At 67.0% G+C, this 26150-nt stretch carries 32 protein-coding genes; 4 read left to right on the forward strand and 28 right to left on the reverse strand.

All coding sequences use genetic code 11. From position 1 onward, the window contains the following. Positions 1–92 precede the first annotated feature (92 nt). On the forward strand, positions 93–476 hold the full coding sequence (locus ACWD3D_RS12630; RefSeq protein WP_451460886.1) for a hypothetical protein: 384 nt from the start codon (positions 93–95) through the stop codon (positions 474–476). 18 nt (positions 477–494) lie between these two features. Here the strand turns inward: ACWD3D_RS12630 and ACWD3D_RS12635 are convergent, their stop codons facing one another. The 8 genes from ACWD3D_RS12635 to ACWD3D_RS12670 form a co-directional block, all read right to left on the reverse strand. Beyond that, the gene (locus ACWD3D_RS12635) at positions 495–992 is read right to left on the reverse strand and encodes a winged helix-turn-helix domain-containing protein (RefSeq protein ID WP_451460887.1); all 498 of its coding nucleotides are present in this window, start codon (positions 990–992) and stop codon (positions 495–497) included. Between the two features lie 474 nt (positions 993–1466). Further along, a complete protein-coding gene (locus tag ACWD3D_RS12640) occupies positions 1467–2153 on the reverse strand; it encodes a hypothetical protein (RefSeq protein WP_451460888.1) in 687 nt (228 codons plus the stop codon). Continuing rightward, positions 2141–2635 carry a GntR family transcriptional regulator gene (locus ACWD3D_RS12645; protein ID WP_451460889.1) on the reverse strand — a complete coding sequence of 165 codons (495 nt, stop codon included), beginning with the start codon at positions 2633–2635 and terminating at the stop codon, positions 2141–2143. Before ACWD3D_RS12645 ends, ACWD3D_RS12640 begins: the two co-directional genes overlap by 13 nt. Before the next feature lie 33 nt (positions 2636–2668). Next, complete coding sequence (locus tag ACWD3D_RS12650) at positions 2669–3160, reverse strand: recombinase family protein (protein ID WP_451460890.1); 492 nt, start codon at positions 3158–3160, stop codon at positions 2669–2671. Next, positions 3157–3948: a hypothetical protein gene (locus ACWD3D_RS12655; RefSeq protein WP_451460891.1), complete on the reverse strand. Its 792-nt coding sequence runs from the start codon at positions 3946–3948 to the stop codon at positions 3157–3159. Before ACWD3D_RS12655 ends, ACWD3D_RS12650 begins: the two co-directional genes overlap by 4 nt. Positions 3949–4180: 232 nt before the next feature. Then, on the reverse strand, positions 4181–4885 hold the full coding sequence (locus ACWD3D_RS12660; protein ID WP_451460892.1) for a hypothetical protein: 705 nt from the start codon (positions 4883–4885) through the stop codon (positions 4181–4183). A gap of 255 nt (positions 4886–5140) precedes the next feature. Next, on the reverse strand, positions 5141–5509 hold the full coding sequence (locus ACWD3D_RS12665; protein ID WP_451460893.1) for a hypothetical protein: 369 nt from the start codon (positions 5507–5509) through the stop codon (positions 5141–5143). Between the two features lie 14 nt (positions 5510–5523). Then, positions 5524–6381, reverse strand: a complete 858-nt coding sequence (locus ACWD3D_RS12670) for an ATP-binding protein (RefSeq protein ID WP_451460894.1) — start codon at positions 6379–6381, stop codon at positions 5524–5526. A 365-nt stretch (positions 6382–6746) separates the two neighbouring features. Here ACWD3D_RS12670 and ACWD3D_RS12675 point away from each other — a divergent pair, with 365 nt between their 5' ends. Both ACWD3D_RS12675 and ACWD3D_RS12680 read left to right on the forward strand, forming a co-directional pair. Continuing rightward, positions 6747–7577 carry a helix-turn-helix domain-containing protein gene (locus ACWD3D_RS12675; protein WP_451460895.1) on the forward strand — a complete coding sequence of 277 codons (831 nt, stop codon included), beginning with the start codon at positions 6747–6749 and terminating at the stop codon, positions 7575–7577. Further along, positions 7574–7804 (forward strand): DUF397 domain-containing protein, encoded by a 231-nt coding sequence (locus ACWD3D_RS12680; RefSeq protein WP_451460896.1) that lies wholly within the window; start codon positions 7574–7576, stop codon positions 7802–7804. Before ACWD3D_RS12675 ends, ACWD3D_RS12680 begins: the two co-directional genes overlap by 4 nt. Before the next feature lie 389 nt (positions 7805–8193). Here ACWD3D_RS12680 and ACWD3D_RS12685 read toward each other — a convergent pair whose 3' ends face one another. The 20 genes from ACWD3D_RS12685 to ACWD3D_RS12780 all read right to left on the reverse strand — a co-directional run bounded on the left by ACWD3D_RS12685 (position 8194) and on the right by ACWD3D_RS12780 (position 24528). Then, the gene (locus ACWD3D_RS12685; RefSeq protein WP_451460897.1) at positions 8194–8697 is read right to left on the reverse strand and encodes a hypothetical protein; all 504 of its coding nucleotides are present in this window, start codon (positions 8695–8697) and stop codon (positions 8194–8196) included. Beyond that, complete coding sequence (locus ACWD3D_RS12690) at positions 8694–10142, reverse strand: type IV secretory system conjugative DNA transfer family protein (protein ID WP_451460898.1); 1449 nt, start codon at positions 10140–10142, stop codon at positions 8694–8696. The genes ACWD3D_RS12685 and ACWD3D_RS12690 overlap by 4 nt, the downstream gene beginning before the upstream one ends. A 43-nt stretch (positions 10143–10185) precedes the next feature. Further along, positions 10186–10449 (reverse strand): hypothetical protein, encoded by a 264-nt coding sequence (locus ACWD3D_RS12695; RefSeq protein ID WP_451460899.1) that lies wholly within the window; start codon positions 10447–10449, stop codon positions 10186–10188. After that, the gene (locus ACWD3D_RS12700; protein ID WP_451460900.1) at positions 10449–10769 is read right to left on the reverse strand and encodes a DUF6238 family protein; all 321 of its coding nucleotides are present in this window, start codon (positions 10767–10769) and stop codon (positions 10449–10451) included. Before ACWD3D_RS12700 ends, ACWD3D_RS12695 begins: the two co-directional genes overlap by 1 nt. 59 nt (positions 10770–10828) lie before the next feature. Then, positions 10829–12265, reverse strand: a complete 1437-nt coding sequence (locus tag ACWD3D_RS12705; protein ID WP_451460901.1) for an ATP/GTP-binding protein — start codon at positions 12263–12265, stop codon at positions 10829–10831. Next, positions 12262–13788, reverse strand: a complete 1527-nt coding sequence (locus ACWD3D_RS12710; RefSeq protein WP_451460902.1) for an SCO6880 family protein — start codon at positions 13786–13788, stop codon at positions 12262–12264. The genes ACWD3D_RS12705 and ACWD3D_RS12710 overlap by 4 nt, the downstream gene beginning before the upstream one ends. A 6-nt stretch (positions 13789–13794) precedes the next feature. Then, positions 13795–15423 (reverse strand): hypothetical protein, encoded by a 1629-nt coding sequence (locus ACWD3D_RS12715; RefSeq protein ID WP_451460903.1) that lies wholly within the window; start codon positions 15421–15423, stop codon positions 13795–13797. Further along, positions 15404–16693 (reverse strand): hypothetical protein, encoded by a 1290-nt coding sequence (locus ACWD3D_RS12720; RefSeq protein WP_451460904.1) that lies wholly within the window; start codon positions 16691–16693, stop codon positions 15404–15406. Before ACWD3D_RS12720 ends, ACWD3D_RS12715 begins: the two co-directional genes overlap by 20 nt. A 3-nt stretch (positions 16694–16696) precedes the next feature. Further along, complete coding sequence (locus tag ACWD3D_RS12725) at positions 16697–17035, reverse strand: hypothetical protein (protein WP_451460905.1); 339 nt, start codon at positions 17033–17035, stop codon at positions 16697–16699. A gap of 38 nt (positions 17036–17073) precedes the next feature. Beyond that, entirely contained in the window at positions 17074–18051 is a 978-nt protein-coding gene (locus tag ACWD3D_RS12730) for a C40 family peptidase (protein WP_451460906.1), read from the reverse strand. Positions 18052–18061: 10 nt separating this feature from the next. Then, positions 18062–18235, reverse strand: a complete 174-nt coding sequence (locus tag ACWD3D_RS12735; RefSeq protein ID WP_451460907.1) for a hypothetical protein — start codon at positions 18233–18235, stop codon at positions 18062–18064. An 820-nt stretch (positions 18236–19055) separates the two neighbouring features. Next, positions 19056–19604 (reverse strand): hypothetical protein, encoded by a 549-nt coding sequence (locus ACWD3D_RS12740; protein ID WP_451460908.1) that lies wholly within the window; start codon positions 19602–19604, stop codon positions 19056–19058. Between the two features lie 72 nt (positions 19605–19676). Next, positions 19677–20879 carry a DUF2637 domain-containing protein gene (locus tag ACWD3D_RS12745; RefSeq protein WP_451460909.1) on the reverse strand — a complete coding sequence of 401 codons (1203 nt, stop codon included), beginning with the start codon at positions 20877–20879 and terminating at the stop codon, positions 19677–19679. Between the two features lie 23 nt (positions 20880–20902). Then, positions 20903–21304 (reverse strand): DUF6195 family protein, encoded by a 402-nt coding sequence (locus ACWD3D_RS12750; protein ID WP_451460910.1) that lies wholly within the window; start codon positions 21302–21304, stop codon positions 20903–20905. Further along, positions 21301–21651: a DUF4326 domain-containing protein gene (locus tag ACWD3D_RS12755; protein ID WP_451460911.1), complete on the reverse strand. Its 351-nt coding sequence runs from the start codon at positions 21649–21651 to the stop codon at positions 21301–21303. The genes ACWD3D_RS12750 and ACWD3D_RS12755 overlap by 4 nt, the downstream gene beginning before the upstream one ends. Then, on the reverse strand, positions 21651–22298 hold the full coding sequence (locus ACWD3D_RS12760; RefSeq protein ID WP_451460912.1) for an ATP-binding protein: 648 nt from the start codon (positions 22296–22298) through the stop codon (positions 21651–21653). The genes ACWD3D_RS12755 and ACWD3D_RS12760 overlap by 1 nt, the downstream gene beginning before the upstream one ends. 83 nt (positions 22299–22381) lie before the next feature. After that, positions 22382–23227: a hypothetical protein gene (locus ACWD3D_RS12765; RefSeq protein WP_451460913.1), complete on the reverse strand. Its 846-nt coding sequence runs from the start codon at positions 23225–23227 to the stop codon at positions 22382–22384. Continuing rightward, complete coding sequence (locus ACWD3D_RS12770) at positions 23224–23586, reverse strand: hypothetical protein (RefSeq protein ID WP_451460914.1); 363 nt, start codon at positions 23584–23586, stop codon at positions 23224–23226. Before ACWD3D_RS12770 ends, ACWD3D_RS12765 begins: the two co-directional genes overlap by 4 nt. Before the next feature lie 57 nt (positions 23587–23643). Beyond that, positions 23644–24228, reverse strand: a complete 585-nt coding sequence (locus tag ACWD3D_RS12775) for a WhiB family transcriptional regulator (protein WP_451460915.1) — start codon at positions 24226–24228, stop codon at positions 23644–23646. A 99-nt stretch (positions 24229–24327) separates the two neighbouring features. Beyond that, on the reverse strand, positions 24328–24528 hold the full coding sequence (locus ACWD3D_RS12780; RefSeq protein WP_451460916.1) for a hypothetical protein: 201 nt from the start codon (positions 24526–24528) through the stop codon (positions 24328–24330). 507 nt (positions 24529–25035) lie between these two features. On the opposite strand from ACWD3D_RS12780, the gene ACWD3D_RS12785 reads away from it, so the two are divergent. Then, positions 25036–25908: a helix-turn-helix domain-containing protein gene (locus tag ACWD3D_RS12785; protein ID WP_451460917.1), complete on the forward strand. Its 873-nt coding sequence runs from the start codon at positions 25036–25038 to the stop codon at positions 25906–25908. The last annotated feature ends 242 nt before the right edge of the window (positions 25909–26150 follow it).

Raw genomic sequence — 26150 nt, forward strand, 5'->3', positions numbered from 1 at the left:
CGAACCCCCGGCCCCCCCTCCGCCTTGCCCGCCCCCCCCCCACACACGTTTTGCTACCGGGGGCCCTGCTTCCCCGGGGGGCTGCCGAGCACTTGCTCGGCAGCCGCTCCGACGATCCTATTCCCGCCTGGTGTGCCTGGCTCTCGGAAGCGGATCTGGCCGTCGACTCGGGTCAGGCCCTCCTCGATCTCGGGGACACGCGGCGCGCCCACCTGCTCATCCGTGAGGGGCAGGCGCTGCTACCACGCGCCCGGGACAAGACCCGCGGCGTCTTCCTTGCGTACGAGGCCCGGTCCCACCTCGACCTCGGAGAGCCGGACAGGGCTGCGGCTGCGGCCTCCGAGTCCTACCAGTTGGCCGAGCGCATTGGTGCGCCCCGCTGCGTGCAACTCGTGCACAGTCTCGCGCCTCGCTTCGAGGCCCACCCGACCGCGCAGGGAGTTGCCGAGCTGCTCGAACGGCTCCGATCCGCCTGATTCTCGGGCCGACGCAGGCTATCGGTCCGCGCGTTCCGGCTTCCGCGCCCCGGGGGGGCGCTCGCTGGTGCGGGCCGGTACGAACGTGCCGATCGACGGCTTCGTCACCAACTGCCCCGAGCGGATCAACGCTCGCAGGGCGTAGCGCACGCCCTGTCTCGTGCCGCCGAATTCCTCTGCGAGTTTGATATCGGACGGAATGGCTGTGTCCGGCTTGTATGTTCCATCAGCAATTCTTTTTAGAATTGCGTCCCTGACGGTCTTGCTCATATTTCGCGGCGGATTATGATCGGCCGGGATGTACATCCCCTTGTTTGTCACGTGGATTCTGTTCCCCTTCACGTGAGGGTCCAGGATCTTCTTCAGTCGGTGCATCGAAAGCCCGAACTGGCCTCCCAGGGCTCCATATGAAGGAAGCCGCGTACCCGGTTTGCCTTCAAGTAGCTTCTCGATAGCCAATCGAGCATCTTTCGAACGTTCCTCCATTGGCTTCGAGTGATCGAACGCCGTTACCATATTCCCGCACCCTTCTTCCTTAAATGGAAACTCATGCCAGTGCGATCTCGTGGTCTCGCCACCGTGAAGGTGGTGACCTTCGTGTTCGCATTGATTCTTTCAAGACCTCCAGAATTCACCGTACTTTCGAGTAGGTGAAAACCGGAGGAAGATCATGCCGGGCGGTGTTGGCGGGCGGAATTCAGATTGCCGGCGTCCGCAACTTCGATGGAGCCGAGTGCCTGCGCCGACTCAGGCCGAGTTCGGTATCGGTGGCGGCTTCGAACACGGCTCGCAGGGCGGCGCGGACGTCTTCGTGGGGCCACCGGATGACGCCGCGCTCCAGGCGGGAAACGGCCTTCTGGTCGAAGGCGGCCGGGGCGGGGAGGCTATGCGCGGCAAGCCATTCCAGGACGTGCTCGGCTGTCTCGTGCTGGGTCCAGCCGCGTGCCCTTCTGGCATCGCGTAAGGCGGCGTTGGGGCCCGAGGGTCTGGTCATGAGGTCAGCGCTCCAGATTGGAGGATGCGGAGTTCGCCGTCGACCAGCGTCACCGGCGTGCAGCCGTACAAGGAGACGCACAGTGACGTGGCGAGCATGTACTTGAGCCGTGGATCTCCGTATTCCACCTTGATGTGCGCGGCAGGCTCGCCAGTCTTGGGGTCGAGCAGAGGGCGGCCCGTACGCGGGTCGTACGCGCGGCCGAAAACGCCCCACACCGGTGCGCTTTCCACGAGCGCCAGGGTGTGCCCGCGGCGCAGGTGCGGGCAGTCGCGGACAGACTCGATCGCACAGGCGAGGTGGACGGGTGGGGCAGCGACGACCTCGCCGTCCTCGATCGGCTGGTCCTGTGCAACGAGGTACAGGAAGCGCTCGCCCCAGAGGTTGAACTGCTGGTCGATGGTGGTCTTTCCGCACACTTGGCAGAGCGAGAGCCGCATCGCCCGACGCTGGCGCACCGGGTGAACGAATCCCAGATTCGCTCGGCCGCGCCCCCGCGCCAAGGTCATTCGCAGCCACGTCGCCCCGTCCCGCCGTTCCAAGGGGGACTCGTCCATATAACGGAGCGACCCTTTGAAGACCAGCAGGCCATTGGTGTCCGTCATCTCGGCGCTCCACGAGGCGATGTACGGCACGGTAAAGGAGCCCTCGCGAAGATGCTCGTGACCACTCACTCGCTCCACCGGGCCCTTTGTATCGAGCGGGGGGCCCGCACGAAGCATCCCGTTCCGCTGCGGATCTCCAAGATGCCTTCGCCGACCAGCGGGTCCAGGGCCTTGCGGAGAACTTCCGAAGGAACGCCGAGTTCCTTTTTGAGTGCTCGCAGCGAGGGAATTCTCTGGTCCTGCGGATAGGTACCGTCGTTGATTCGCGCACGGATCACCTTCTCGACGGTCGCTGGCCTAAGCCTCGGGTGCAGCGGGGGAGCGCCGGCAACCGTGGGACCTCCCTCCGAGCCCACGAGCGCGTTCTCCTCGATCAAGTGCAGTACGGCCTTTCGCACAGAGGGTGCTCCCGTGCCCACCATTGCCATCATCGTCTGATAGGTGGGCAGTTTGCTGCCGGGCGGGTACGTCGCAGTGTCGGCGAGCAGCTTGCGCAGCCCGGCCACGGCGCGGCTGACGGCTGGCCCCATTTGCCTGGGCGTCTGACGGTCGTGAACCATGGGTCTTCCTCCTTCACAGGTCGGTCCCGCGGGTCAGGTAGCGGACTGCTGCTGTGTGCGCCGGAGTAACCAGTGGGGCCTGACCACGGCGACGTACCCGACGCACCGGGCGAGGTGTCGCAGCAGATCCTCGTACTCGGCCGAACTGGCCGGGAGGTGCGTCCGGTCGCGGACGAGGATCGCGTCGGCGAGGCCGTCCCAGACCGCCTCGCAGGCGCTCAGCAAGCCGGGCCTCTCAGCCTTCGGTGCCGCTCGGCGCGAGTCAGCGAAATCCGCGGTCGGTCGCCAGCCCTCTTCGGTGGCGAACTCCCGCAGGAGGGCACTCTCGGAGTTTTGGGCTTCGGGGGCATCGGCCACGGCGTAGGTCACGACCCTGGGGACCCGACCGTTGAGTCGCAGAATCTCCGTGGCCGCGTTGGCGTAGTGCATCCGCAGGTTGGCCAGGTACGCCTCCCGGGTGACCGGCACCAAGACGGTTCTGCCTGGCTCGTTGCGTTCGCCGTAGCGGATTCCGTCGGCAATCACGACCGCCCCACCACCGGTCGCAGCACCTCGATCACGGCACGGGCCATCTCCAGCGTGAGCGTGCCGAGCTCAACAGCCGGGTCGGCGTCGCACCTCGCGCAGTACGGGAGAAACTTCACGTCCATTGCCTTCCCCGTCACACGGATCACGGCGGAGTGGAGGCGGTCCGCGATCTGCCACCCGTCCTCGTAGTCGGGGAACTCGGGCAGCTTCTTCAATACCGCAGGGGCGCCGAGGGAACTGCCGAGGGCAAGGGCGGTATGCACACTGACCGCCTCGTCCTCCTCGAACACAATCTGCCGCCCGCGCACACTGGGCTTCGGCAGGGGCACGCCGCTGATCGGTTCGAGTGCCAGCAACACCTGGTGCAGGTCGGCTGCTGTCTCGATGTAGTGGCGGATGCCCGCGTTGATCAGCGACGTGAGCGTGTCGGCGTCCTGCACGGCAAGGTTTCGGAGGTGGAGGACGGCACCGTGCCAGGAGGGGCCGTCCTGAACCTGCCTCTCTCCTCCGATGCCTGCCTCGGTGAGCACGTCCTGAAGACTGGCGCGGGCCGTGTCCGCGTCCACCCATCCAGGATGTTCGGGGTGCTCCGGGAAAGTGGTCACGGCCTCACCACGAAGTCCGGCCTGCAACAGCGCGGCCAGTGTGGCGGACGTGAGTCCGCCCAGGTCGAGAACATCGATCTGGAGGCCATGCTCGGCTCTGTGTGGGAACGCAGTACCCGATAGCGCTGCTGCGTCCAGCGCATCCTGAAGAGCTGTACCGGCCCTGGTGGCCTCAGTCATTGACTGCGTCACTGCATCTCCGAGCGTTTGAGCGGTGGTGAGAGGAAGGCGAGGTTCGGGGCTCGGGCGCCGCCGCCGACGGCGGCGGGCGACGGCTGCGGCGACCGGGGCGACGGCCCCGGGACAAGGGCACGCAGCCGCGTTCACACCCTCTCCGCGAACCTGCGGCACAGCGGGAGGGGACGAACACCCAGGTTGGGGTCGGCCGACAGCCAGCAGCCGCCCCAGCCGGTCAGGGGGCTGGGGCCGGCGGGGGGATGAGCAGGATCGCGGCGGCCAGCCGGAGTCCTTCCAGAATGCTCAGAGAGCTGAGCTGCATCATGGCCTCGGTTTCGCAGGTGCCACACGGGGGCGTGGGAGTCACGAGCGGAACGCATCCGATGCGTTCGAACAGCAGGTCGCTCAGTGCCTCCGCGAGCCTGCGCTGATCGGACCAGTCGTCCAGGTGAGACGGCTTCAGGTCTTCAGACCTGCCCCCCAGCCCTCGGAACAGGAGGTCGGCCTGTGGCACGGTCATCGGATCCACCTGGATCAGCCCGGGCGGGGTCGTGCGTACGCATGCCTCCTCCAGACCCTCCTCACGGAGGGCACGGGACAGGTACAGCGCGGCTTTGCCCAGTTCGGTCAGGTCGCGGCAAACGAGATCGGTGAGGCGGTTGACGTCGTCGGTCGTGGCGACTCTCACGCGAACCGTCGGACCGTCGGGCAGAACCTTGGCCTTGATGCCCTCGCGGAGGAGTGCGCCCGCAATGTCCTCCTCCTGCGCCCAGTTCGGGAAGAAGGTGTCGGCCGACAGCTCCAGCCCCATCGTCGTCCCCTGCGGCCCCTGAGACACCTGATAGGACTCGTGGGGAAGGCAGACCCTCAGGGCCTCTTCCAGCCCCATGACCGCTTGCGCGCGGTTTTGAGCGTCGTCGTGCTCGGCCGACTTCGTCATCACGTAGGTGTCTCTCGTCGTTGGAAGGAAAGGGCGGGGAGACCCGGCCGTCCGCCGCTGACCGGGCGGCAGACGGCCGGGGGAGCGGGTGCGCATTCGCACATGCGCACCCTGGCAGTCCATCTCCAGCGCGTGCCGGGGGGTGCACGGCTCGTGAGAAGGACCGGTCAACGGCGAGGAGCGCCTGGCGGCGCGCCTCTGGAAGGGGGGCCCTTCAGCCGACGGCGGGTCACGCCGTCCGGGGATGCGGCTGGCTCAGGGGGGTATCTCCGGGGGAGGCTCCGGAGCTACGTGGGCGAGCACCGCGTTGATGAGCTCGGCCACGCTGCGCATCCACTGAATGAGCGGTTCCAGGTCCCTGGGTGGGGAGTGGAGGCTGTCCGCCCGCCGCAACAGGTCGGAGAACACCCGGTCGTCCGGGAGGTGCCAGCCCCTGTACGCGGCCGTCACGACCCCGACCCCCGAACCCAGCGTGCCGGCGAGTTCGGGAAAGCGGTCCGTGCTCGGGTACTTCCCGCCCAGCACCGCGTCCACGGCGTCCTCGATCTCACCGGGGAGCGTGAGCAGGGGGAAGACAGTGCCTTGGCTGACTGCGGTCAGGAGGTGGGGGGCCGTCGTTGGCACGCTGACCCGTGCCATCACGCTGCCTCAGGCTGCTGGAGCCGGGCCTGGACGCGCTTGCCGAGGTCGCTGGGCGCGTACGCGAGCGTCGCTCCGAACCGCGGGAGAACCTGCGAGAGGGAACCGTGGCCGCGACACACGACCTGCCCGAAGTTCGCGAAGTCGGGCTGACTGTCGAAGACCTCGACCAAGAGCGCACCGTCCTCCGCCCGCACCATACGGAATCGGACGACCTCGCCACCATGTTCGACGGCGTTGTTGACGAGCGCCGTGAGCACAGCGACGGCCCGGTCCTTGTCGCTGCGGCTGCCCCAGCGCAGTGCCGCCAGCAGCGCGTAGCCCTGAACGGAAGCGCTCTGCGTCGCCTGCGGCGTCATGGAGGGAAGGTGTCGCAAGGGGGGTGCCGCGATCGGTACCGGGTCGTGCAGGTGAGTCCGGTGCAGCGCCACTGATACGCGGCCGGCCCCCACCACCATCAAGTCGGCCACCGCGTCCACGATGGCTAGGCCGCGACCGCTTTCATCATCGACGTCAGCCAGCTTCAGGGAGGGGACATGTGCCCCCTCGTCCTGCACGCTGATCCAGAGGCTCGCCGGGTCGGCCGCGAAGAAGCGCACGGTGATGTTCCCGACGCCATACTTGATCGCGTTCGTGGCCAGCTCGCTCACCACCAGCACAGCCCGGTCCACGAGATCCGGGTAGCCGCTTTCCAGCAACAACCGTCTGCTCGCCATGCGCACTTCGCCCGGTACGCGGAGGAAGCGGTCCGGGTCGGTGTGCCGACTGAACGTGAGCTGCCTTGCGAGCAAGGGCTGCCGGTTGAAGCGGGCTGAGCCGTCGGCCGTCGGGAAAGTGCTGGTGACCATCGTGTTCATGTCCGGGTCTCCACACGTAAGGGTGGACGGAGCGCCGGCGGTGCTCGCCGACGGTACGCAGAGATGTAGAAGGACCGGGTCCGAGTCCCCATCGGTTCTCCCGCAACTACACTGCTGCAAGTGCGAGTTAAGGTGCAAGCGAAACTCCGTCTAGGAATGAATTGGCACATGCCCCTTGACCGACAGGGGGTGTTGTACGGAGGACAGGGCATGTCACACTCCGGACAGCCCCTCCAATCTCGCGGACAGGCGCTGCGATTCGGAGGACAGCAGCCCGGTTCTCGAAGACAGACGGCACGAGTTGGCAGGCGAGGCAGAGATGAGGAGGACCGGTGGGGGCACGGCGTGGAGCGACATACCTGCGGGTGACGCTCGGCAAGGAGCTTCGCGCGCTGCGCGATCGCTGTGGTCTGACGGCGGAGGCGGTCAGCCACGATCTCGGAATCTCCAAGACCAAGCTGACCAGAGTCGAGAGCGGAGACATTCCTCTGCCGAAGCTGGCAGACCTCGAACGCCTGATGGACCGCTACGGAGTGACAGACCTGGACGACCGGACCAATCTGCTTAACATGCAGCGGGAGTCACTCAAGGACGAACCGTACGTCTCAACGCGCAAGTCACTGCCCTCAGGTATGCCGATGTACCTGGGACTGGAGCGCGACGCCGTAGCCATCCGTGGCTACGAGCCCTCCTCCATCCATGGGCTGTTGCAGACTGAGGCGTACGCTCGCGCTCAGATGGGGTCCGCCAAGATAGTTGAGGAACGCACCACGGCGGCGGTCGAGGACGGTGTCGCCACGAGGATGGAGCGCAAGGATCTTCTGTTCGGCCCCGAAGAGCCGGCCGTCCACATCATCATGCTGGAGAGCTGCCTCCGCACTGCCATCGGATCAGCTGAGATTATGCGTGACCAGTACGCAGAGATCGTTCGCCTCAATCAGAGGCGCAACATCGAAGTGCAGGTCATGCCCGAAAACCTGTTCACGTATCGCGCCGCGTGGAACTTCACGCATCTGGAGTTTCCTGAGCTGTCACCCGTGGTGCAAAGCGATAGCAACAAGGCGACGACGATGTTCTCGAAGGCGTCGGACGTTGGACAGTACCTGCGGAACTTCAACGACATGGCCAAGAACGCACCAGGCCCGTCGGAGACTCCGCACATCCTGAAAAGACTCGAAGAGGAACTATGGACATGACTGAACCCCGCGCAGACCAGCTTTCCACCCACGACTCCGACGAACAGCTCTGGGAGACCTCCGTCTACCGGAAGTCCTCCTACAGCTCCCAGGACGGCGGCAACTGTGTGGAGATCGCTCGTACCCCGAGGGCTGTGCGAGTCCGCGATTCGAAGGACGCCTCCCTCGCCCCCTTCCAGGTGAGCGGAACGGCTTGGAGTGCCTTCCTCCCCTTCGTGACTCGCTAGCCGGCAACACCCACACCTCAGAAACAGGCGGGCCCCCTCAGGAGCATTGAGGGGGCCCGCCTTTGTTCTTTTCCCCCACCACACGAATGGGCTGGCGGGTTGCCCGCAGTCTAAGACGGCCCCGCCGCGTCCGACAGGGGCTGGAGACGGCATGTGGCGCGGTGGCTCGGGCCGCTGCGACCGCGGCTCCGGCTGGTCCTTCCGTACAACGGGACCTTCGCGAGCGGGTCGCCTTACCGACGCCGTGGCGGCGGTCGTAGAACGTGTCCGCGGTGCCCTCTTCCAACCGACAGCGCGGAGTACCGTCCGGGCTTCCCCCTGCCCTCAGCCGCTTCGAGCCACCGGTCCGTGGTGAGGGTCCGTCGAGAAGACGATGTTCGGGTCCGTCATCATCCGGCCATCCCTTCGACCCGTCCTGCGATTCTGGTCTCTTCGATCTTGAGGGTGGGCCAGGCCGCGAGCTGGAAACGCGCCGGACGCTCGTCGTGCTTGCCGACACGGCATTCGTCGCCAGCCTTGCCCAACACCTTGTTCAAGCGGGTGAGGAAGCGGTCGTACTGTTCGTGCCAGATCACCGACGAGTCCGCTTCCGCGTACGCGTCTCCCCTGGCGAAAGCCAGGGCCGCGATCTCGTAAGCCAGGCCCGCGTGCTTCGCCCAGCAGGGCGGGATGACGTCTTGTGGCTGCCAGGCGTATGTTCGGTTGAGCCAGCGGCACACGGAGTCTAGCCAGAGGGCCATCGGCTCGGTCAGCTCGGCGGACAGGGCTCCAAGGTCCCACAGGGCGGGGCCGCCGGCGGCTACGGAATCGTCCGTGCTCCGTTCGGCGACGTGTTCCAGGATCAGCGCGGGCGGCTCGGGGAAGGGCTCGAAGTGGGTCAAGGGCTCGGTCATGCGGCAGCAGCTCCTTCACGGCCGGCCCACGCCTCGGCGTGGGCCTTGGCCTGATCCCTCTTCTCGGTGGCCCGCCGGTTCCGCTCGGCTTCGTTGGCAACTCGCAGGTCCCGGACGTGCCCCTCGATCTCGGGCCAGGAGTCCCATGCCCACATGCCATCGAGCCGGGTGACGATCGGAGGGAGGTTGTCCGCGAGGACCAAGGCGTGGCCCTCGGGCAGGCCCCTGATCTCGTCACCTCGAAGGACGGGTTCGAGCGCCATGTGCGTGGCCGTGGAGTGGCCGCCGCGGTCACCGCCGGACGTGGTCGTCGTCCTGCGTTCCCGCTCAACTTGACCGCACAGGTCGGACATGTCCTTGAGGAAATCGGGGTCCTTGTCTCCGGGCAGGACGACGACGTTGTTGGTGAACGCGGCCAGCTCCTTGGCGGTGTCCTCGCCGAAACGAGCGCGGGCGGACGCCCACGCCTGGAGGCCGTAGACGACCGTGATGCCACGGCCCCGGCCGTCGGCCACTCGCTGACGGAGGGAGGGGATGGGCGCGATGTTCGGCGCCTCGTCCAAGGCGGCGAGGAGAGCGGGGTCGAGTCGCCCGGCCGAGGAGGCGAGGGCGTGCGCCTCTGCGAGGTCCAGAAGGTCTTCGGCTATCGCGGTGGTGAGCGGCGCGACGCTGTTCACCTCCGAGTCCTTGCCGAGGAGGTAGAGGGTGCCGCCGGCGTCGAGGAACGAGCCGAAGTCCGTGGGTTCCTCGCCCTTTCCCTGGAGGGCATTGATCACCGACTGGTGCATGAAGGGTTCGAGGGCCGCGTCCAGGGTCGAGGCGGTGTTGCCGACGGTGCGGTTGTCGCCGGTGGTCGCCGTGCGGAGCATGTCCACCCAGCCGGGGCCGGCACCGGGGTGAGCGTTGAGGATGCCGAGGGGAGCGGGGTCGGTCAGCTTGCGCGCCCACCGCAGCACCCAGTCGAGGGAGGCGCCGTCGAGAGCGGCTGCGTGGAAGAAAGCAGCGAGGATCTTGGAAGCCTGCCCCTTGTAGAAGGCGCTGCCCTCGCTGGATTGTGCCGCGCCGTTGGGCGTGCGCGAGCCCGCGACGAACGCGCGCCCGCGCATCATCGCCACCTCCGTGTCGGCTGCACCGTTGATCGGGGTCCACCGGAATCGCGGGAGGCTCGGTGCGATGTTCTGCGGGTCGAAGACCGCGACGGGCCGGCCGTCCCGCTGCCGCGCATCGAAGGTCAGTTCGACCAGATCGGGCTTGGTCGATGTGGCCAGGACCGGCCCGGCCCAGCGGCGGACGAGCGGGGCGAAGAACCTCATCGTCTTTCCGCTGCCCATCGGGCCGATGACACGGCACGCCTTGTCGGCGCGGGACCAGAGATCGACACCCTTCGGACGCTGCGAGGTACCCAATGAATAGCCGAAATCGTGAGGATCGAGAGAGTGCTGCATGACGTGCTCCGGGGCGGGGTTGGGCGACAGGGAAGAGGACGGATCAGCGATCGGTGGAACGGTTCTTCGCGAAGCTCACCCCGGCAGTGCGCTTGCTCCGGCCGTTGTTGCTGGTGAGGGAGGGACGGATCTCGGTGGCCTTGAGGACTGCCTTGGCCGACATCTGGCGCTTGAGCTGCGCTTTGCTGGCGAATCCGGTGTCGCGCCGTCCGCGGTTCAGCAGGAACAGGAGCGTCACTATGGTCACCGCGCACACTGCCGTCACCGCGTACAGGGCGGGGGAGGGGCCGACCGGCATGATGCCCATCACTCGGACCTCCGAGCGACGCGGGCCGCCAGGTAGCGCATCCGCCGGCCGCACAGTCGCGAAATGGACGCATCGGGCCCGGCACAGCGCGGGGGCGCTGTGTGAAAGGCGCTGTGCAGATCCTCGGCGGCTCGCCAGATGTGCGCGACGGCCGTACGAACACGTCCCCCGGCGGCGGCATGATCGCCGTGGTCCAGGACGAGGGCCAATTCCTGAGCACGCCGGGCGAGGCCGAGAGCTTCGGCGTGTAGCTGGTCGATGTCCTGCCGGACCGTGCGTTCGTCGGCGCGGGGAGTTGAGTGGTTGGTGGTGATGGCCATGGACATTGCTCGATCCGTATCTGCGGGGAAGGGGGCGGCTGAGAGGGGGCGGTGGCCGCTCATTCGGTGTCCGGGGAGGTGCTGGTCAGGTCGGTCATCGAGCCGGAGGAGAAGCAGAGGTGCTGTTCGGCTTCGACCAGGAGGTGTTGGACACCGGGGTAGATCACGTCGCCGACCTTCCACAGCGCGATCCCGCGGCGCAGGCGCATGATGTGCTCGGCCGTCCAGGACGGCAGGCCCAGCCGGGCCACCGTCGCTTCCGCTTCGGCCTTCTTCTGGCTGTAGATCACGATGGTGTCGGCCATCTTCAGCGCCGCTTGGGTCTCCGGGCTGTCGTCGATGTCCGACAGGTGATGGACGATGAAGATGCAGGACAGTCCATATCCCCGCGCGAACTTGAGGAACTTCTCAAGCAGTGAGGCGAGTTGGGGGGTTCCGAGGATGTGCCATGCTTCCTCGCAGACCAAGATCCGCTTGCGCTGGGTGTAGCGGCGGCAGCCGGTGTTGCGGTTCGGCCCCAGCTCCCAGGCCCCGGAGTTCGTGTCGACCACGATCCGGTCGTGGGCTCCCGGCTCCGTGCCGCACTCGCACAGCGGCCGAAGCCAGACCTCTTCGAGGAACACGCTGATGACGGCGACGAGGATGGTCATGGCCACGCCGCCCGACGGGACCTTGGTCAGGTCGAAGACGATCATGTCGGCGTCGAGGTCCACGCCGAGGCTGGTCGGTCCGTCGAGCATCCCGGTGAGGTCGCCGGTCGCGTCCTGCTCGCTTCCGCAGAGGCGGTCCAGGACGTAGGACGCCTCCAGGCCGTCACCGAGGAGTTCGTCCCGCGTGCGCTGCTTGGCCGTCGCGTCGGACTTCTCCGGGGAGCGCAGCGCGGCGGCGACGTCGGCCAGGACCGGGGGCCGGCCGAGGTCACCGGCCCGCTGATGTGCCCGGCGGATCGCGATGCGGAGCGCGGAGCCGGCGAACTCGTCCAGGGTCTTCCCGAGACCGAGTTCCACGATCGTACGCACCAGCTCGACCTGTCGCTTGCCCGCGATGGCGGGGTCCATCGGGTTGATGCACGAGGCACCCCGGCCGCCGCCGGGCGCGAACCGCACCGGGGCCTTGCCAGTCAGCGAGCGGCCGAGGGCGGCCCACTCGCCTTCCTCGCGCTCCTTCTGCTCCTTGGTGTCCAGGACGACGACCTGACGGCCAAGGCGGATCTGCCGGGCGGCGTATGTCTTGGTCAGGGCCGACTTTCCCCGGCCGGTGTCCCCCATGACGATCATGTTGCCGCCGGGCAGGCCGTCCCCGAAGGCGCTGAAGGGGCAGTAGATGAAAGCTTTTCCGGAATACAGCTCTCGGCCGATGATCGCTCCCGCCGTGCCGAGGGTCGGCGGGGCGATGGGCAGGTACAGGGCCTGGCTGGTGGTCGTCTCGGTGTAGAGGGGACGGCGCACTGTCTCGTGCATCGGCGACAGCGGGGCGAGGTCGAGGAGGTCAGTCACTTGATGCCTCCGGCGAGGGGAAGGGTCGTGGCGAAGGCGCGGGCGTGTTCGAGGTCGAGCCATTCGATCCGCAGGTGCGCGTTGCGGGCGCGGGAGGCGGTGGTGCGCTTGGTGCGTTCCAGCTCTTCGACGCTGCGCGAGGAGATGGTGATGTAGCCGACGACGGCGGAGCCGGCCGCGCCGGAGGACGCCAGGTTCATGCCGCGTGATCCGGTGGCGGTGGCGGCGATCTGGTCGCGCGGGTCGATGGTCTTGCCGCGCCTGAGGTTGCGGTCCATCTCGGCCTGGTTGTTCGTGTCCTCCGCGAGCATCCGTTCCACGGCCTTTGAGTTCGGTTCGAGCTGCTGCGTGATCGAGATGGTGCGGATGACGTCGGGCATTCCGATGAGCAGAGGTGAGAGGAAGTCCGGGCCGACGGGGGTGGTGGGCCATCCGACGACGGCGGCCGTGGCGTGGTACCAGCTCTCGGTGGAGCCCGCCGCGCGGGTGGAGAGGTGGGCGCCGCGGCGGACGTCGACGTTGCGTGGGAAGGCGTGCGCCTGCCGGAGGTCTGTGTCCCAGATTGCATGGTCCGGGTCGTAGGAGTTCCGGATGACCGCGGTCATCCGGCCCGCGTCCAGGGGCGCGATCACGGAGAGGTCGGCGTCCTCCGCGCGGGACCACAGCTCATCCAGGTACGCGGCCATCGCGGCGGCGATCCCTTCGTCACCGGTTCCGCGGGCGGCGCCCTCGGCCGCCAGGTCGCGGGTGAACTTCGCGTGGATGGTGATGTAGTAGCGGTGCTCCTCCGCGCTGGTCGATACGGCGTTGGCGAGCACGTCGTAGGAGTCCTTCAGCCACTGCGGCGCGTCCGCCGTCGCGGCCGACTCGTCGCGCTGCGCGATGAAGCGCTGGTGTGCGTAGGGGTCGCTCTTCATCTGCCGGGCGAGGACCTGAATCCGCTTCACCGGGTGCTCTTCGACGTTGCCGAAGGCGTCGAGAAGTTCGCCCCAGCGCTCCAGGGCGACGACCTGCTCACCGACCTCCTTGCCGCCGAGGCCGGGCGAGGCGATCTCCAGCGTGGCCGTGACGCATCCGGCCTCCGGCTGGAGGACCACGACGGCCTGCTGCCCGCGGACCGTGACCGGCACCCACGTCATGCCCGCGATGCCCTCCGGCTCTACGAGGGCCGCGTCCGGCGGCGTGCCGTTCGCACGCACGCCGGCCTCGACAGCCGGGGACACCCACACGCCGCCGGTGCGGCGGAGAGCCTTGCGGTGGTACCGGTTGATCCGCCACCAGCGGTACAGCGTGCGCCGCTGGGATGTGCCCTTGGGCCGGTACGGGGCGTACACGATGACCAGGGCGAGCAGGATCGGCAGGGCCAGGCCCGTCGCGGCGACGGCCGTGACGGGCTGAAAGAGGTAGCCGACCAGGATGCCGGTGACGGCTCCGCCGCCGAGGACGACCTGTTCGCCGAGGTCGCGGCGGCCCACCAGCCCCGTGGGGCGGTGCTTTCCGAACTGGTACGTACGAGTCGACATGGTGTGTCACTGATCCTTGCTGGGGTTCGGTCGTCCGTGTGTCTGGCCGCCCGAGGGCCGCGACGGCGGCGGGGACGTGACGGAGGGCCCGGAGCCCGAAGTGGTTCCTGATGTGGAAGAGGGGGCGCCGGACGGCATCGGACTCGTGCTGGACGGCGGCTGCTGGGGCGTGTTCGGCGTACCGGGGCCTCCTGGCGGGCGTCCGGCCGACGCGTGCATGCTGGCAGCGGACCAATCCGGAGGAGAGCCGACCATCGGACCGGAGGACGTTCCCTGGGGACGAGCGGAAGCCGGTGCACTGGCCGGATCGGCGGCGCCGCCTCCCTGCTGGCTTTCGCGCGATTCGTGCCTTTCGCTGTCTGCTACGTCGCTGCTCTGCGCGCCCGGGAAGTTGGTGGCTCTGCTCTTCGCCATGCTGGCTCCGGCCTTGGCGAGGGCCAGTCCAGCTGCGACCGGTCCGGCCGCAGCGGTTCCGCCGCCCATCCTGGCGCCAGCGGTCTTGGCGCCAGCAGCCTTTGAGCCAGCAGCCTTTGAGCCGCCGACCAGCGAATCCTGGACGTGGGTGCCCATCGCACGGTTGGCATGCTGGGCCGGGCCGTCGATCGCGGCGGCCGGGCCGGAGGACTGGGCGCCTTTCCGGTCGTGGTGGAGGCTGGCCATCTCGTCACCGAAAGCCGGTACCCACCGGTAGACCGTGGCGGACGCGAAGACCGAGAGCAGGAGAATCAGCGCACCGACGAGGATCTTCGAGACGGCGTCGGACATGCCCCCCGACGTGTCGCTGAGGATTGCACCGCCAAGCCCCAGGAGGGCGAAGAGGATCGGCTTGCTCAGCCCCAGAGCGAAGATGGCGCCGAACCACTTCTTGCTCTTCTTCCACAGATCGTGATCGACCAGCCCCGCGTTCACGACGGGCCCGAGCGCCACGGCTACGTAGATTGCTGCGCTGCGAATCAGCAGCTCGATCCACATCAGTAGGGCCCCGCAGAGCATCACGAGGTTGACGACCAGCAGCACGCCCACGCTGTCCCCGGGGTCGACAGCAACCATGACCTTGAGGACGCTCTCCAGGAAGGGCTGGAAGTTGCTCGTCGCGTAGGGCTCGAATACGGCCGTGACCTCGTCAAGAGCCTTCATCAGGAGCGCGAGCGCGCCCGGAGTCATGGCGTTGACCACGAACTGGAGAAGCAGAAAGCCGATCGCTTCGGAGACTGCGGCCACCAGCCCGACTCCGCGAACCGCCCGTTTGGCGACAGCGACCAGCCAGAGCGCCACGGTGAGCAGGCTGGAGGCCGCGAAGATGATCGCGTACTGCTTCAGGAAGCCGGGGCTGGTGAGGTCGATCTTCGTCGTGCTCTGGATCAGCTCCAGCATCTTGCGCAGGAACCACACGTCCGCCTCTGTCAACTTCTGCAGCAGGAAGCCCAACGGGTCCTGGACGAAGTCGATGGCCGCCTTCGCTTCGCAGACCATGGGGATGTAACAGAAGGGGTTGGCCACGGCCGAGGGCACGAACACGAACGCGATGATCACGTTGGCCATCGCTATCGCCTGAAGACGGCGGCGCCAGTGTCCCGGGGTTCCTCGCTCGACGGCCAGCAGGCCGGGGGCGTCGTCACGCAGTCGCAGGCGCATTGCCGACACCTCCCACCGTCGCGAAGCTCTCGGCCGGATCCGCATCCTGCGGGGACGAAGGCGAGGGAACGAGCGGTGCGGACGGTGTGACGGCCGTTGTCCTCCAGGTGCCGTTCTCCCAGACGAGGTCGACGGTCATCCGCAGGAAGGCGACCTGCGGGCGCTGCGCTTCGTCCGGCCCGGCGATGCCGCCCACGGACGCAGTCCAAAGCTCGATGCTCGCAGCCTGTTCGGCGTGGGAGACCGAGCGGGCGGCGAGCACGGCGGTCCGCGTGATCAGTTCGCTGCCGTCGGCGGTCGTGCCGTCCGCGCCGAGCCCCCGGTTCTCCACCACCAACTGGGCCGTGGAGTCGGTCTCCTCAGTGGCCGAGCGCAGCACGCTCGATGAAGCCGTGGCCGCCAGCATCCGGTGCCGCCAGTCCTCAACGGTGAAGAACCGCGGGTCGCCGTAGAGCATGGTGGCACTGACCGCTGCTGCACGCGCGCCGCGCGCATCGTGTGAGTACGGCAGCGGGAAGCCGCTCTGGTCGACGGCACCGCTCAGCACGGGGTCTTCTGCGGCGGCCGGAACGTAGTCCGAGAAGTCGCCGGGAAGGTTGGATGCCTGCCGCACGTCGATCGGCGCGACCAGGCCCGCAGAGGCTGAACTAGCCTGCATTTTCCAGTCGTTGGACTCCCACACCAGCGTGACCGTCACGGAGTCGAAAGCCATCTTCGGGGTGACCCGCCCAGCTGCACTGCCTCGAACCGTCGTCGTCCACAGCCGCACCACGGCCCCGTGGGCGTCGAAGCCCAGGACGCGAGCCGACAGGACGCCGGTGCGGGCGATGGTCATCTTGGTGGAGCCCTCGGAGGCGTCGCCCAGGAGGGAGTCGGCAGCGGCACCGGCGACGAGGTCGGCTCGCTCCACTGCGGCCGGGACCGCATCCTTGGCCGTCATGGCGGCCACCGCGCGGTGCCGAACCCTCTTGTCTGTGAGGTAGAGCGAACTGCCAGCAACCGTCGTGAAGTTGGCTGCGGCGGCCTTGGCCCCAGAGCGCGTGTGCGGGTAGCCGACGGGGACACCGTTGAGGCCGTGCACGCCGTTGCCGCTCTCCTGCGGAGCGGAGTGAGCTGGTGTTGACGCAGAGGGGGTCGTCGTCGACGGGGTGCCGGTCGCCAGACTGACGACCACCCCGGCCGCGGTGACCAACGCCGTGCCGGTGGCGGCAACCCCCCAGAGCGTGGCCGACGAGCGGCGCGCAGTGCTCCTCTTGGAACGGGAAGCCATGGGTCACACACCCATGCCGTAGGTGATGGCGAAGATGGTGCCGAATGAAGCGATGAGGAAGACGACGGTCAGACCGCCGACCATCATGCCTTTGCCGCGCGAACTGTCCATCGTGGAGTGGCCATCACCGAACCACCCTTTGGATTTTCCGACGCCGACGAGGAAGACGCCGGCCCCGACGGCGAGGACGACTGCCGCGATGACGCCGAGGAGCACCTTCGCCGTGCCGCCGATTTTCGTGAACGGGCCCCAGTCGGGCTGCACGCCAGAGACCACGTCGATTCCGGAGGCGAGGGTCGAGTGCAGGGTCGGATCGGCGGTAGCAGAGAGAAAATTGTGCATTATGATCCCTTTAGTTCAGTAAGTGATTCTTGGTGTGATCAGCCGACGTGTCGCATCGCGATGATCTGCGGGGTCCAGTACGCGATCGGCTTGATCCGCACCTGAGCGCCGGTGTGCGGGGCGTCGATGACCTGTCCGTCACCGATGTACATGCCGACGTGTTCCGGACCAGCACTGCCGGGCACGCTGAACAGCAAGTCGCCCGGCCTGAGTTGGGACACGGCTTCGACTGCGGTTCCCGCGTGGACCTGGTCGTATGTGGTGCGAGGCAGATTCACTCCCGCCGCTGACCAGGCCATCTTGGTGAGCGAGGAGCAGTCGCAGCCGCCAGCGCCTTCGTATGGCATGACGCAACTGCCACCCCAGCGGTACCAGGTGCCCAGAGCTGTCTTCGCGGCCGAGATCGCGCGGGCGGCGCCCTTGCCGGCCGGTGCGTCCGGACTGACTGCGTCCGTCCACTTAGAGGCGAGAGTGCGGATGGTGCGGACGTAGTCGCGGGTCTCGGGGTACGGGGGGACGCCGCCGTACTTGATCACCGCGCCTTCGCCCGCGTTGTACGCGGCCAGCATGTTGTCCGTCGAGTCGCCCGGCACCTTCTTGACCGCAGCGGCCAAAGTGCAGTCGTAAGCGGCCTGTGCGGCGATGGCATCGGCAGGGTTGCGGACGTCCTTGATCCCGTCACCGTCGCCGTCCTTACCGTGCTGGGCCCAGGTCCCTGGCATGAACTGAGCGATACCGACGGCGCCGACGGGCGAGGTAGCGCCTGAGTTGAAGTGGCTCTCCGTGTAGAGCTGAGCCGCCAGGAGCGAGGCTGTGACCTGCGGGCACTCGCCTGCATGCGGGTTGATCAGCTCGCGGACCCAGCCCGGTACGGGGGCGTCCGTCGTGATGCCGCCCCCCGGACCGGCCTCTTGCGCAGAGGCGCCGTCGGCCCCTCCGAACGTGGTCAGCAGGGTGACACTGGTGATGAGCCCAGCCGTGACGAGTCCCAGGCCAGCTTGCGTGCCCTTGTTCATCGTGGTCCCGTCACGCCCAGGGCAAGGCAGTGACGCGCCAGCCCTGGGAGGTGTGCTCCAGACGGAGCGCGATCTGTTCGCTGCTGCTGCGCAGGGGACCGGACTTGGGGGTGGTCGTGAGGGTGTAGTTCACACGGACTAGAGCGGTGGTGGCCGTCACCGCCGGTGCGCCGTCGGGGACCAAGGCGGCAGTGATCTTCGCCGTTTGGCGAGCCTTCTCGGCCCGCAGGGCGGCCCAAGCGGCATCCTGGCCCGGACGCTTCTGGGCGAGTACGCCCGCGAGTTCCCCCGATGCTAGCCGGGCGGCCCGAGCGCCGGCATCCGCGTACGAGCTGTCGGCACCGTCGCGGGCGTCGTGCTCCGCGTAGGACGTGGCGAAGGCCCGGGCTGCCCGCTCAACATCTGCCGGGAGAAGAGAATCTGGCGGGGCTGCGACAGCCCGGCTGCGCGACGGCGATGCGTTGGGGGAGCCCGCCGTGACGGATCCCGGACGCGTGGACGTGGTCGAGGTCGCGGAGGTGCCGCCATTCGAGCTGGAGCAGCCAGCCGACAGAAGAACCAGGGAGCCAGCCACACATATTGCAGATGATCTAGGTATGGAACGTGTGTATCGAAGCATGGGGGAAACGACCTTGGTGCAAGGGATTTCGGAAGTGCGAGCGGTGCCCCCTTACGAGGCGGTGGGGGCGCCGCAGCAACGCAGGAAGAATAGGATTCTCCTGCGGGCTTCACCGGCGAGTGTTGAAAAATAGAAATGCAGCCCTGAAAGGGGCGCATGTAACCTCGCGTCTATGAAGCGGGGGAGCTGCCGACTCATATCAAGGCCATCAGTCCCCTACTTGATTCGAAGGAGATCTTGAATGGATCTCCATGGCCGAAAAGCCTTGTGGCGATGGCCGTGTCTGAATCCTTGCAGGAGTCTGCGGACAGTTCGAATCAATAAGAAAGCCGGAACTCAATTCCATGAATTGAGTTCCGGCTTTGGGTGGAGCGGGTTACGGCACCTACGCGGAGATGCGACGCAGGTGCTCGATCGCCACGCCAAGCCACGGGGCGGCCGGTCCGCTCAGGAACAGGGGCGCGCAGGTGCTGTACGAGAGCACCACGGCGGGCGGTTCAACGGTGGCCCCGGTAAGGAGAGCATGGTCGAACGGCATCCATTCGCGAGTTCCCACCGGCAGGAGCCGGACCCCGGCCGAGGTGAGCACCACCCGGGCGCTCGTGTGATCGCGCCACTGCGGACGGGCGGCGTCCTCGGCTTCCTGTCGACGGCGGGCGTCGAGACGGCCGTTGCTCACCCACCGCCGACCAAAGGTCGGATGGTTCTCGAAATAGCCGGCCGAGGTCGGGTAGACGACCGTCGTTCCGTAGAAGCGGGCGGCGGAGCACGCCACGTCCGCGAAGGCGACCTCTCCGGCCGCCAGGACAAGGTCGTCCGTCTGGATCGGCGTAAGGCTGCCACCGCTCCGGAGGTGGGCCGCGAGGGTGAACGCTGCCTGTACCGCGTTGGCGCGTGGGGCGTCATGCGCCAGGTCGCGCTGGCGAGACCACATTGTCGGTCCTTCCTGGTCAAGCCGGCAGGCCGGGGTCTGTATGGCACACCCCGGGCCCGCCATGAGATGAGATCACCACAGGGCGCTGGACGCGGTGACGGGTTCCTCCGCCACCTCGTCGCCCTCTTCCTTCAGCCGGGCCAGCAGCAATCCGAGGCGGTCGTTGCTGATTGCCCGGTGCCTGCGGACGGCTTCGCCGACAACCTCACGACTGGTCCGTCCGGCCCGCTCGGCTGCGGCCCGTGCGATCGGCAGCAGCTCTGCCGCCCAGTCGTCGTCCGCCTCCCGGTCCTGGGGGCGATCCGCGTCGTCCGGGACGGGCGGCTTCTCTTCGTCCGCCGGGACGCGGACCGCCTTGGGCACAGAGGATTCCGCGTCGTCGTCCCGTCCGTTCGCCTCCCGATCCTGGGGGCGATCCGAGTCGTCCGGGACGGGCGGCTTCTCTTCGTCCGCCGGGACGCGGACCGCCCTGGGCACAGAGGATTCCGTGCTCTCCGGGACTGCCGTGGACGGTACGCCGTCCGGTCCGTCGCCGTCCGGTCCGTTCGCGCTTTCGCTCGCGGTCTCCCGTCCGTCCGCTTCTGCGGACGGACGGGCCGCAGCAACCTCCGCACGCCCTTCCTGGCAAGGCAGGGAATCGGCTTTCCGCAGGTCAACGAGTTCTGCGGCAGAAGACGGCGGCACGGACGGACCGGCCGTCAGAGGCCAGGGAGGTACGGGTGCATGCGCTTCTGAGGTGAAAGGGCGGTGCTGGGCTGCGACGTGTTCGAGCGCCGGGGACATCTCGCGGACCGGTCCCGGACCGGTATCAGCGCGGTCCGGGACCGCTCGCTCAGCCGTCCGCGCCATCAGAATGTAGAGGTGGACCGACCCCGCCAGCGCGAGAGGCGCGAGCATCGACAACCCCCCGACGACGCTGTCCGTGAGGTGCAGCGCGGACCGTCCGGCATGCGGGGAGTCGTTCAGCGTGACTGCGTGCAGCGAGTTCGCCCCGAGACTCGCCCCGGTCGCCGCGAGGAACAAGAACCACGCGTAGAGCCGCGCCGCGAACCGCTGATGCCGAAGCAGCACGATGGCCCGTACGCCGTAGGCGATGAACCCGTCCACGAAAACGGGGAACAAGAATGACAAGGACTCTCTCGCGTGGATCGCGAGGGCGATCTGACGCAGAGCGTCGTACGAGAAGACGAAGCCGGCCGCGCCGAGCAGGACGATCGCACTGCGGTCCCAGAAGGTCATCTCGCGCAGGTTGCCCTGCGGTTCGGTGCTCTCCATTGTGTCTATGTGTGCGTATGACATCAGAGGTTCCCTCCGTCACGAGGGCTGATCTGTGAGAGGAGTTGCCCCAACTGCTCCAGGGACGTGACCTTGTGGACCTGCTGACTCGGACAGCTCACGCACGACAACCGCAACGAGATTCGTTCCGTGCCGCCCTGGTCGGAGTAGTACAGCTCCAGGTGCTGGCCCCCTATCGTGTCGAGCGACGCGAAGGCTTGCAGGTGCTCCTCGAAGCCGAGAAGTCCCAGCACTTCCCACGTGAGCGTCACGGCGGCTTCCCCGAGGAGAGCGCGTGCGTACCTGGACGCCGCGGTGGTCGACCTCGGCCCCCAGGTTCTGAACGCAGCGACCCTAGCGGTCTTTCGCCACTCCTCAGCGGTGGCGAGGTGCGTGGCCGCGGCGGCCATGATCGGGTGAGTCATCGGGGGCCTTCCAGAGGATCAGGGATGAGCGGCGCGTTGCTGTCGCCGAGCTCGTTAGCGAGGCGGAGAAGGACGTCCGCGTGACACGGGGCGCCAAGAGGACAGGTGCACATCAGGTCGAGCCCGCGCAACGCTCTGGCGAAGCGAACGGCGTACTGGCGTCCGACGGGCCCCCGGAGCGTGGCCTCGAAGAGGTCCACCGACTCTGCGGCGTCCATCGGGGGACCGAGCGGGGAACGGGCCCCGGCGGTGAACGGGTTCGAGTACGGGCTGCAAGGGCCGACGTATGCACATGCTGTGGGCAGCGCTACGGCATCTCGGAGCGCTCCGCAGAGACGGACTGGCATCACGCCACCCTCCCGCCACGGCGCCGGTCGGCGCCGATCATCGGAACGAGGGTCGTGACCATCTCGGCCAGGCGGCTGGCCACACGCGCCCCGACGTAGTCGGTCAGGTCCGGCCCGTTCTCATCTCGGGCAGGAAGGTTGCTCGTGATGATCGTCGGCAAGCAATGGTTGTACCTGAAGTTGACCAACCGGTAAGTGACTTCCTCAGTCCACTCGGTCGTCTTCGCCGTACCGAAATCATCGAGGAGTAGGTATTGAACCCGGCAGAGCCGTTGCAGCTCGTGCTCTGCGGAACCCATGTTCTGTGTAGGGCGCAGGCTGCCGTACATGTCCGCGCTGTTCACAGTGATCAACTCGAAATGGTCCGGTCCGCCGGCCGCAATCCTCCGCAGAGCCCCGAACGCCTCGCGTGTCTTGCCCGTTCCGGTGAGGCCGGTGAGGAGCAGAGCTCCGGCCTCAACGTTGTCCTTGAGTGCCCGGTCGGCCCAGCCGATCACTTCTGGCAGCGTGGCCTCAGCGTCCTGGAACCGGGGAGGCGTTGCCGTTTGCCAGCGGTTCAGGGCATAGTCGGCCCGCACCCGGGACTGCCACCCGCGGATTCCTTCCTTCTCTCCGGACGCCTCGTCGGAGAAGTCGGACTCTGGCACGACTTGAAGTCCTTTCGCAGCGAGTATTCGTTCCATTGCGCGCATCGTCCTTGCACTGCCCGCACGTTCCGGATCGGCCACCATCAAAATCCGTTCTGGTAAGCGCTGTGAGCAGCGGTGTTCTGAAAGGGAACGAAGCCGTGGGACGGTCGACGCAACTGCACGACGTTCCCGGAGGAAAGTTCTGAGGGAACGTGGGAAGGCAGATCCGCCCAGATTCGCATCAGGTAGCGGGCGGACTGCGGAGGACGGTCCGCGTTCCACCGGCGGCCCACCATCTCGACCAGCCGTTCGCTTCCCCAACGGGCCGCGAGAGCTGTTACCCGATCCCACTCGGCACCGGTCAGCCGCCAGCCAACGATCATTCCGGCGTTGGTCACCGCCGCCACGAGCTCCTTGGAGCCCTCGGGAACCTCGACCGAATCCGACCCGGGGGAGGATTTTCGGCGAATCGAACCAGCAGAGCTAGCTTGCTTTCGAGTGGTAATACTCCCGTAGGGAGTATTACCACTACGTGCACGCGAGGAAGCAACTTCCGAGTCGTTCTGAAGCGACTTCCCACTTGCGGTCGCCGCAGAGGAGTTCAGGGAAGGTTCTTCCTGGCAGTTCCTTCCGGAGACCGAAGTAGGAAGCTCCGCCTTGTCGAGCGCCGCAGTGGTGCCGGCCTGGTCCACGAGGAGAATCGAGTAGCTGTTGGGATGGGCAGCGCCCCCTCCGCGCTCACGGCTGAGTTCTCCGAGCGACGCCAGGTCGCGGAGGCACGACGTGATGGCGCGAACCGTGAGCCCGGTCAGCCGCGACACTTCGTCCAAGGGCAGGGCGACACGGCCCTGGTCGTCTGCCTCGCGGGCGAGAGCGAGCAGGACCAGCCGTGAACCACGGCGCGACTTGGATTCTGACCAGACAATTGAAGTGGCTATCTCGCTCATTCGCAGGTCCCGTTGTGTATCGCTATCCGCCGCTCCGGTGCGAGGCCGAAGGATTTGTCGTCTTCCGGGACGTACCCGTTCTGGTATGGCGCAGGGGTGAGATAAAGTTCCCTGGTCGGAAGGTATAGGTCGTGGGCTAGGCGCCAGTCTGCGACGCCACCAAAGGTCTGACGGACCAGTCGCGCCACGCCTTCTTCAGCGCCACGGTCGAGAAACAGGCGATAGAAGTCCGCCGCGAACAGATAGGTCGAGGCTTGTCGCTCTGGGAAGATCCGGACAAGCACGGCGGTGTTAGCGATTTCGCCAATTGCCTCGCCAAGCTTTTTCCGCGCCGAAGCTGTAGGGTCGTTCTTAGTCAAAGCGGCTCCCGGAAGACAGGGGATTCCTTGCTGGAGAAAGTCGGTTGCTCGCTACCGTCAGGCAGCGTCAGTACTTGGCGGTGGCGCGGCCATTTCGGTGCGGCACTTCTCGCGATAGATCCGCGCGAGCTTCAGCAGATATTCGTGCGATACTCCGAGGCCCCTCGCCACGGCGGCGGCGTCAATCGAGGGGTCCGTCGCGAACCGGGCGATTACCTCACTGCGCTCGGCCTTGCTCAAGGTCGCGGTAGAGCCCCGTAGCGCCCGCTCAATGGCGGCCCTATTCGTGCGCTGGCGCCAAAGGGACCGCAGAGCGGCGCGCTCCGATGCCATCAGACCGCCGCGAATCCCGAACGTTTCATCGTTCCGTATGGAATCGATCAAGCACCGGGCAGCTGTCGTCAGCGGACAGTTCGCGCACAGATTCAAGGGCCGGACCAGGGAAAGGCCCAGACGTTCCGCTATTTCCGCAGGGTCGGACTGCGGACTGTCCCCGCGCGGGAAGAACATGTTGGTATCCCGCCCGACGCAGGCCGCGTTCTCGGCCCAGTGCTTACCCTGTGACTTCTCCGATGCCCATATAAGAGGGTCCCAATCGCCCCTCAAGGCTGCTCCGGCGAGGTCGGATATCGTGGTTCTCATTTTTGCCTCATGGTTTAATCAGCGCGCGGAGTCCTATCCTGACTGGCGCTGAAGAGGAACCCGAAAGCTTTCTGAACTCTCGGAGGTGGGAGGCGCGAGCTACGCAGCTTTGCTGTCGGCCGAGATTTCGACGGCAGGATTTGGGAAGCTGTATACGTGCGCATCGCCAGGGACCGAGAACTCGACGTCGAGGATCTTCCCCAACCTCTCCCACTTCTCGTGGTCCCAGTCCGGAGAGGCGTCGAGTTGTGTGCTCACCCACGCGTCAATGGAGGCGTCGAGGTCGTCCGTGTCGCCCATGGCAGCCCTCACGCTTCGAGCCGGGGAAGCGGAGCCGGATGTGCTGCCGCCCCAACAGAAGGGAAGGGAAAGGGACGTTGAGCTGCCGCTTCGGCGCCGCGCACATATTCGACGGCCCGCGTGGGCGTACTGCCACACCGGGCGGGGAGACGGATGGCGCGTCCGGCGACACGGTCGAGCTGCTGCTGTCGGCAGTCAGCTACGGGGGAATGGATTCCCTCCGGCATGGCAAGCATGCGATACTCCATGGCTGCTAGAAACGCGCGCAGCGGCCTCTCGCCAAAGATGTTCCGCTGCCGCGTTGTAGTGAATCGGCGCCCCTCGGGGTGCTGGCCAGGCGTCCGGGAGTTCGTAGCTCCTGGACGCCTGGCACCATAGAGAGGGCGGAGCCCGATCAACGGGCTCGATACAAAAACGTACACTAGTTTCGTAAATGTATCAAGCCTGGACTACGGTTGCCCCTAGCGCCGCCCCGACCTGCCCGATCGTCCCGCTGCTGGAGTTCATGTGCCACGTCAATTCGACGGCAAGCGCGTACGTGTCGTCCGACGGGGCGAGGACCTGAGCCAGGGCGAGCTGGGCGCCAGGGTGGGCGTCAGCGCTGCCTCTGTTGCGCGGTGGGAGAACGGCGACGATCACCCCAAGGGTGAGAAGCTGCCAGCGATTGCCCGGGCGCTCGGCCGGCCGCTTGCTGAGCTCTTTCCTCATGACGGCCCCGCGGACTTGCAGCTCCTGCGATGCGACGCCGGCCTCAGCGTGGCGCAGGCCGCCGCGGTCATCGGCACGAGTCGTGTGCCGGTGAGCAACGCGGAGAGCGGTAGACGCCGGTTGAACGACGCGTACGTGCCACAGCTTGCAGAGGCGTATGGGGTGACCCAATCGGTCCTCTTGGCCGCCCAGGACTGCTCGTTCGGGCTCCGTCCCGCCACCTCCGCCGAAGCCCGAGCGTCAGCCCCCCGCGGGATCGGAGAGAAGATCAACTATCTCCTGGAGCACGGGTACGGGGGCCAGGAGGCACCTTCAGACGATGAGATCGCACGAGGCGTGAACGACCATGCGGGCGGCCAAGTCGTATCCGTCGAGGACATCGTCGCCCTCCGCGCGGGCGTCGCAACGGAGGCTTCCGATGTAGTGCGCGCTGGCTTGGCCGCAGCCCTCCAGGTCGATGTCGCGCTCTTCCAGGACGGTGCCGACGTCACTCCGGCGGCTCGTGAATTCCTTGAGGCGATCCGCTTCCTGGGCTCGATTCAACAGGGCCAGATCCTTGGGCTGGCTGCCCGTGGCAACGGTCAGGGCCTGTCCGCAGAGATGATGGCCAAGATCAATGATCTTGTTGAGGAGTTGAAGGGCAAGCTGCCAGAAGTGCCCGACAAGGACTGACGCTGTTTGGCAAGTGCTTGTCTGGAGCCTGGATCCGAGAGACTGTCCCGCCCTGCGGGGGGCGGCTCTGACGCGGACCGTCGACCACGCGAGGACCTTTTAGCGCGAGATGTGTCATGGATGTGCCCACAACAGCGAAGGGACTGCGGCGTTACCCACCCGGGGAACGCTCGCCGGTGTCGGCGACTTCGATCTCCGGCTCTACAACGGCTCCATCAACGGGCCGACCCTGCGCGTGCGGC

The sequence above is a fragment of the Streptomyces sp. NPDC002690 genome (assembly GCF_053592415.1).

Bases quoted from the DNA above. Each gene is read 5' to 3' on its own strand.
- ACWD3D_RS12635 (WP_451460887.1), bottom strand. From the start codon at position 992: ATGGTAACGGCGTTCGATCACTCGAAGCCAATGGAGGAACGTTCGAAA.
- ACWD3D_RS12645 (WP_451460889.1), bottom strand. From the start codon at position 2,635: ATGGTTCACGACCGTCAGACGCCCAGGCAAATGGGGCCAGCCGTCAGC.
- ACWD3D_RS12655 (WP_451460891.1), bottom strand. From the start codon at position 3,948: ATGACTGAGGCCACCAGGGCCGGTACAGCTCTTCAGGATGCGCTGGAC.
- ACWD3D_RS12660 (WP_451460892.1), bottom strand. From the start codon at position 4,885: ATGACGAAGTCGGCCGAGCACGACGACGCTCAAAACCGCGCGCAAGCG.
- ACWD3D_RS12670 (WP_451460894.1), bottom strand. From the start codon at position 6,381: ATGAACACGATGGTCACCAGCACTTTCCCGACGGCCGACGGCTCAGCC.
- ACWD3D_RS12680 (WP_451460896.1), top strand. From the start codon at position 7,574: ATGACTGAACCCCGCGCAGACCAGCTTTCCACCCACGACTCCGACGAA.
- ACWD3D_RS12685 (WP_451460897.1), bottom strand. From the start codon at position 8,697: ATGACCGAGCCCTTGACCCACTTCGAGCCCTTCCCCGAGCCGCCCGCG.
- ACWD3D_RS12690 (WP_451460898.1), bottom strand. From the start codon at position 10,142: ATGCAGCACTCTCTCGATCCTCACGATTTCGGCTATTCATTGGGTACC.
- ACWD3D_RS12695 (WP_451460899.1), bottom strand. From the start codon at position 10,449: ATGGGCATCATGCCGGTCGGCCCCTCCCCCGCCCTGTACGCGGTGACG.
- ACWD3D_RS12700 (WP_451460900.1), bottom strand. From the start codon at position 10,769: ATGGCCATCACCACCAACCACTCAACTCCCCGCGCCGACGAACGCACG.
- ACWD3D_RS12710 (WP_451460902.1), bottom strand. From the start codon at position 13,788: ATGTCGACTCGTACGTACCAGTTCGGAAAGCACCGCCCCACGGGGCTG.
- ACWD3D_RS12715 (WP_451460903.1), bottom strand. From the start codon at position 15,423: ATGCGCCTGCGACTGCGTGACGACGCCCCCGGCCTGCTGGCCGTCGAG.
- ACWD3D_RS12720 (WP_451460904.1), bottom strand. From the start codon at position 16,693: ATGGCTTCCCGTTCCAAGAGGAGCACTGCGCGCCGCTCGTCGGCCACG.
- ACWD3D_RS12725 (WP_451460905.1), bottom strand. From the start codon at position 17,035: ATGCACAATTTTCTCTCTGCTACCGCCGATCCGACCCTGCACTCGACC.
- ACWD3D_RS12730 (WP_451460906.1), bottom strand. From the start codon at position 18,051: ATGAACAAGGGCACGCAAGCTGGCCTGGGACTCGTCACGGCTGGGCTC.
- ACWD3D_RS12740 (WP_451460908.1), bottom strand. From the start codon at position 19,604: ATGTGGTCTCGCCAGCGCGACCTGGCGCATGACGCCCCACGCGCCAAC.
- ACWD3D_RS12745 (WP_451460909.1), bottom strand. From the start codon at position 20,879: ATGGAGAGCACCGAACCGCAGGGCAACCTGCGCGAGATGACCTTCTGG.
- ACWD3D_RS12750 (WP_451460910.1), bottom strand. From the start codon at position 21,304: ATGACTCACCCGATCATGGCCGCCGCGGCCACGCACCTCGCCACCGCT.
- ACWD3D_RS12755 (WP_451460911.1), bottom strand. From the start codon at position 21,651: ATGCCAGTCCGTCTCTGCGGAGCGCTCCGAGATGCCGTAGCGCTGCCC.
- ACWD3D_RS12765 (WP_451460913.1), bottom strand. From the start codon at position 23,227: ATGAGCGAGATAGCCACTTCAATTGTCTGGTCAGAATCCAAGTCGCGC.
- ACWD3D_RS12775 (WP_451460915.1), bottom strand. From the start codon at position 24,228: ATGAGAACCACGATATCCGACCTCGCCGGAGCAGCCTTGAGGGGCGAT.
- ACWD3D_RS12780 (WP_451460916.1), bottom strand. From the start codon at position 24,528: ATGGGCGACACGGACGACCTCGACGCCTCCATTGACGCGTGGGTGAGC.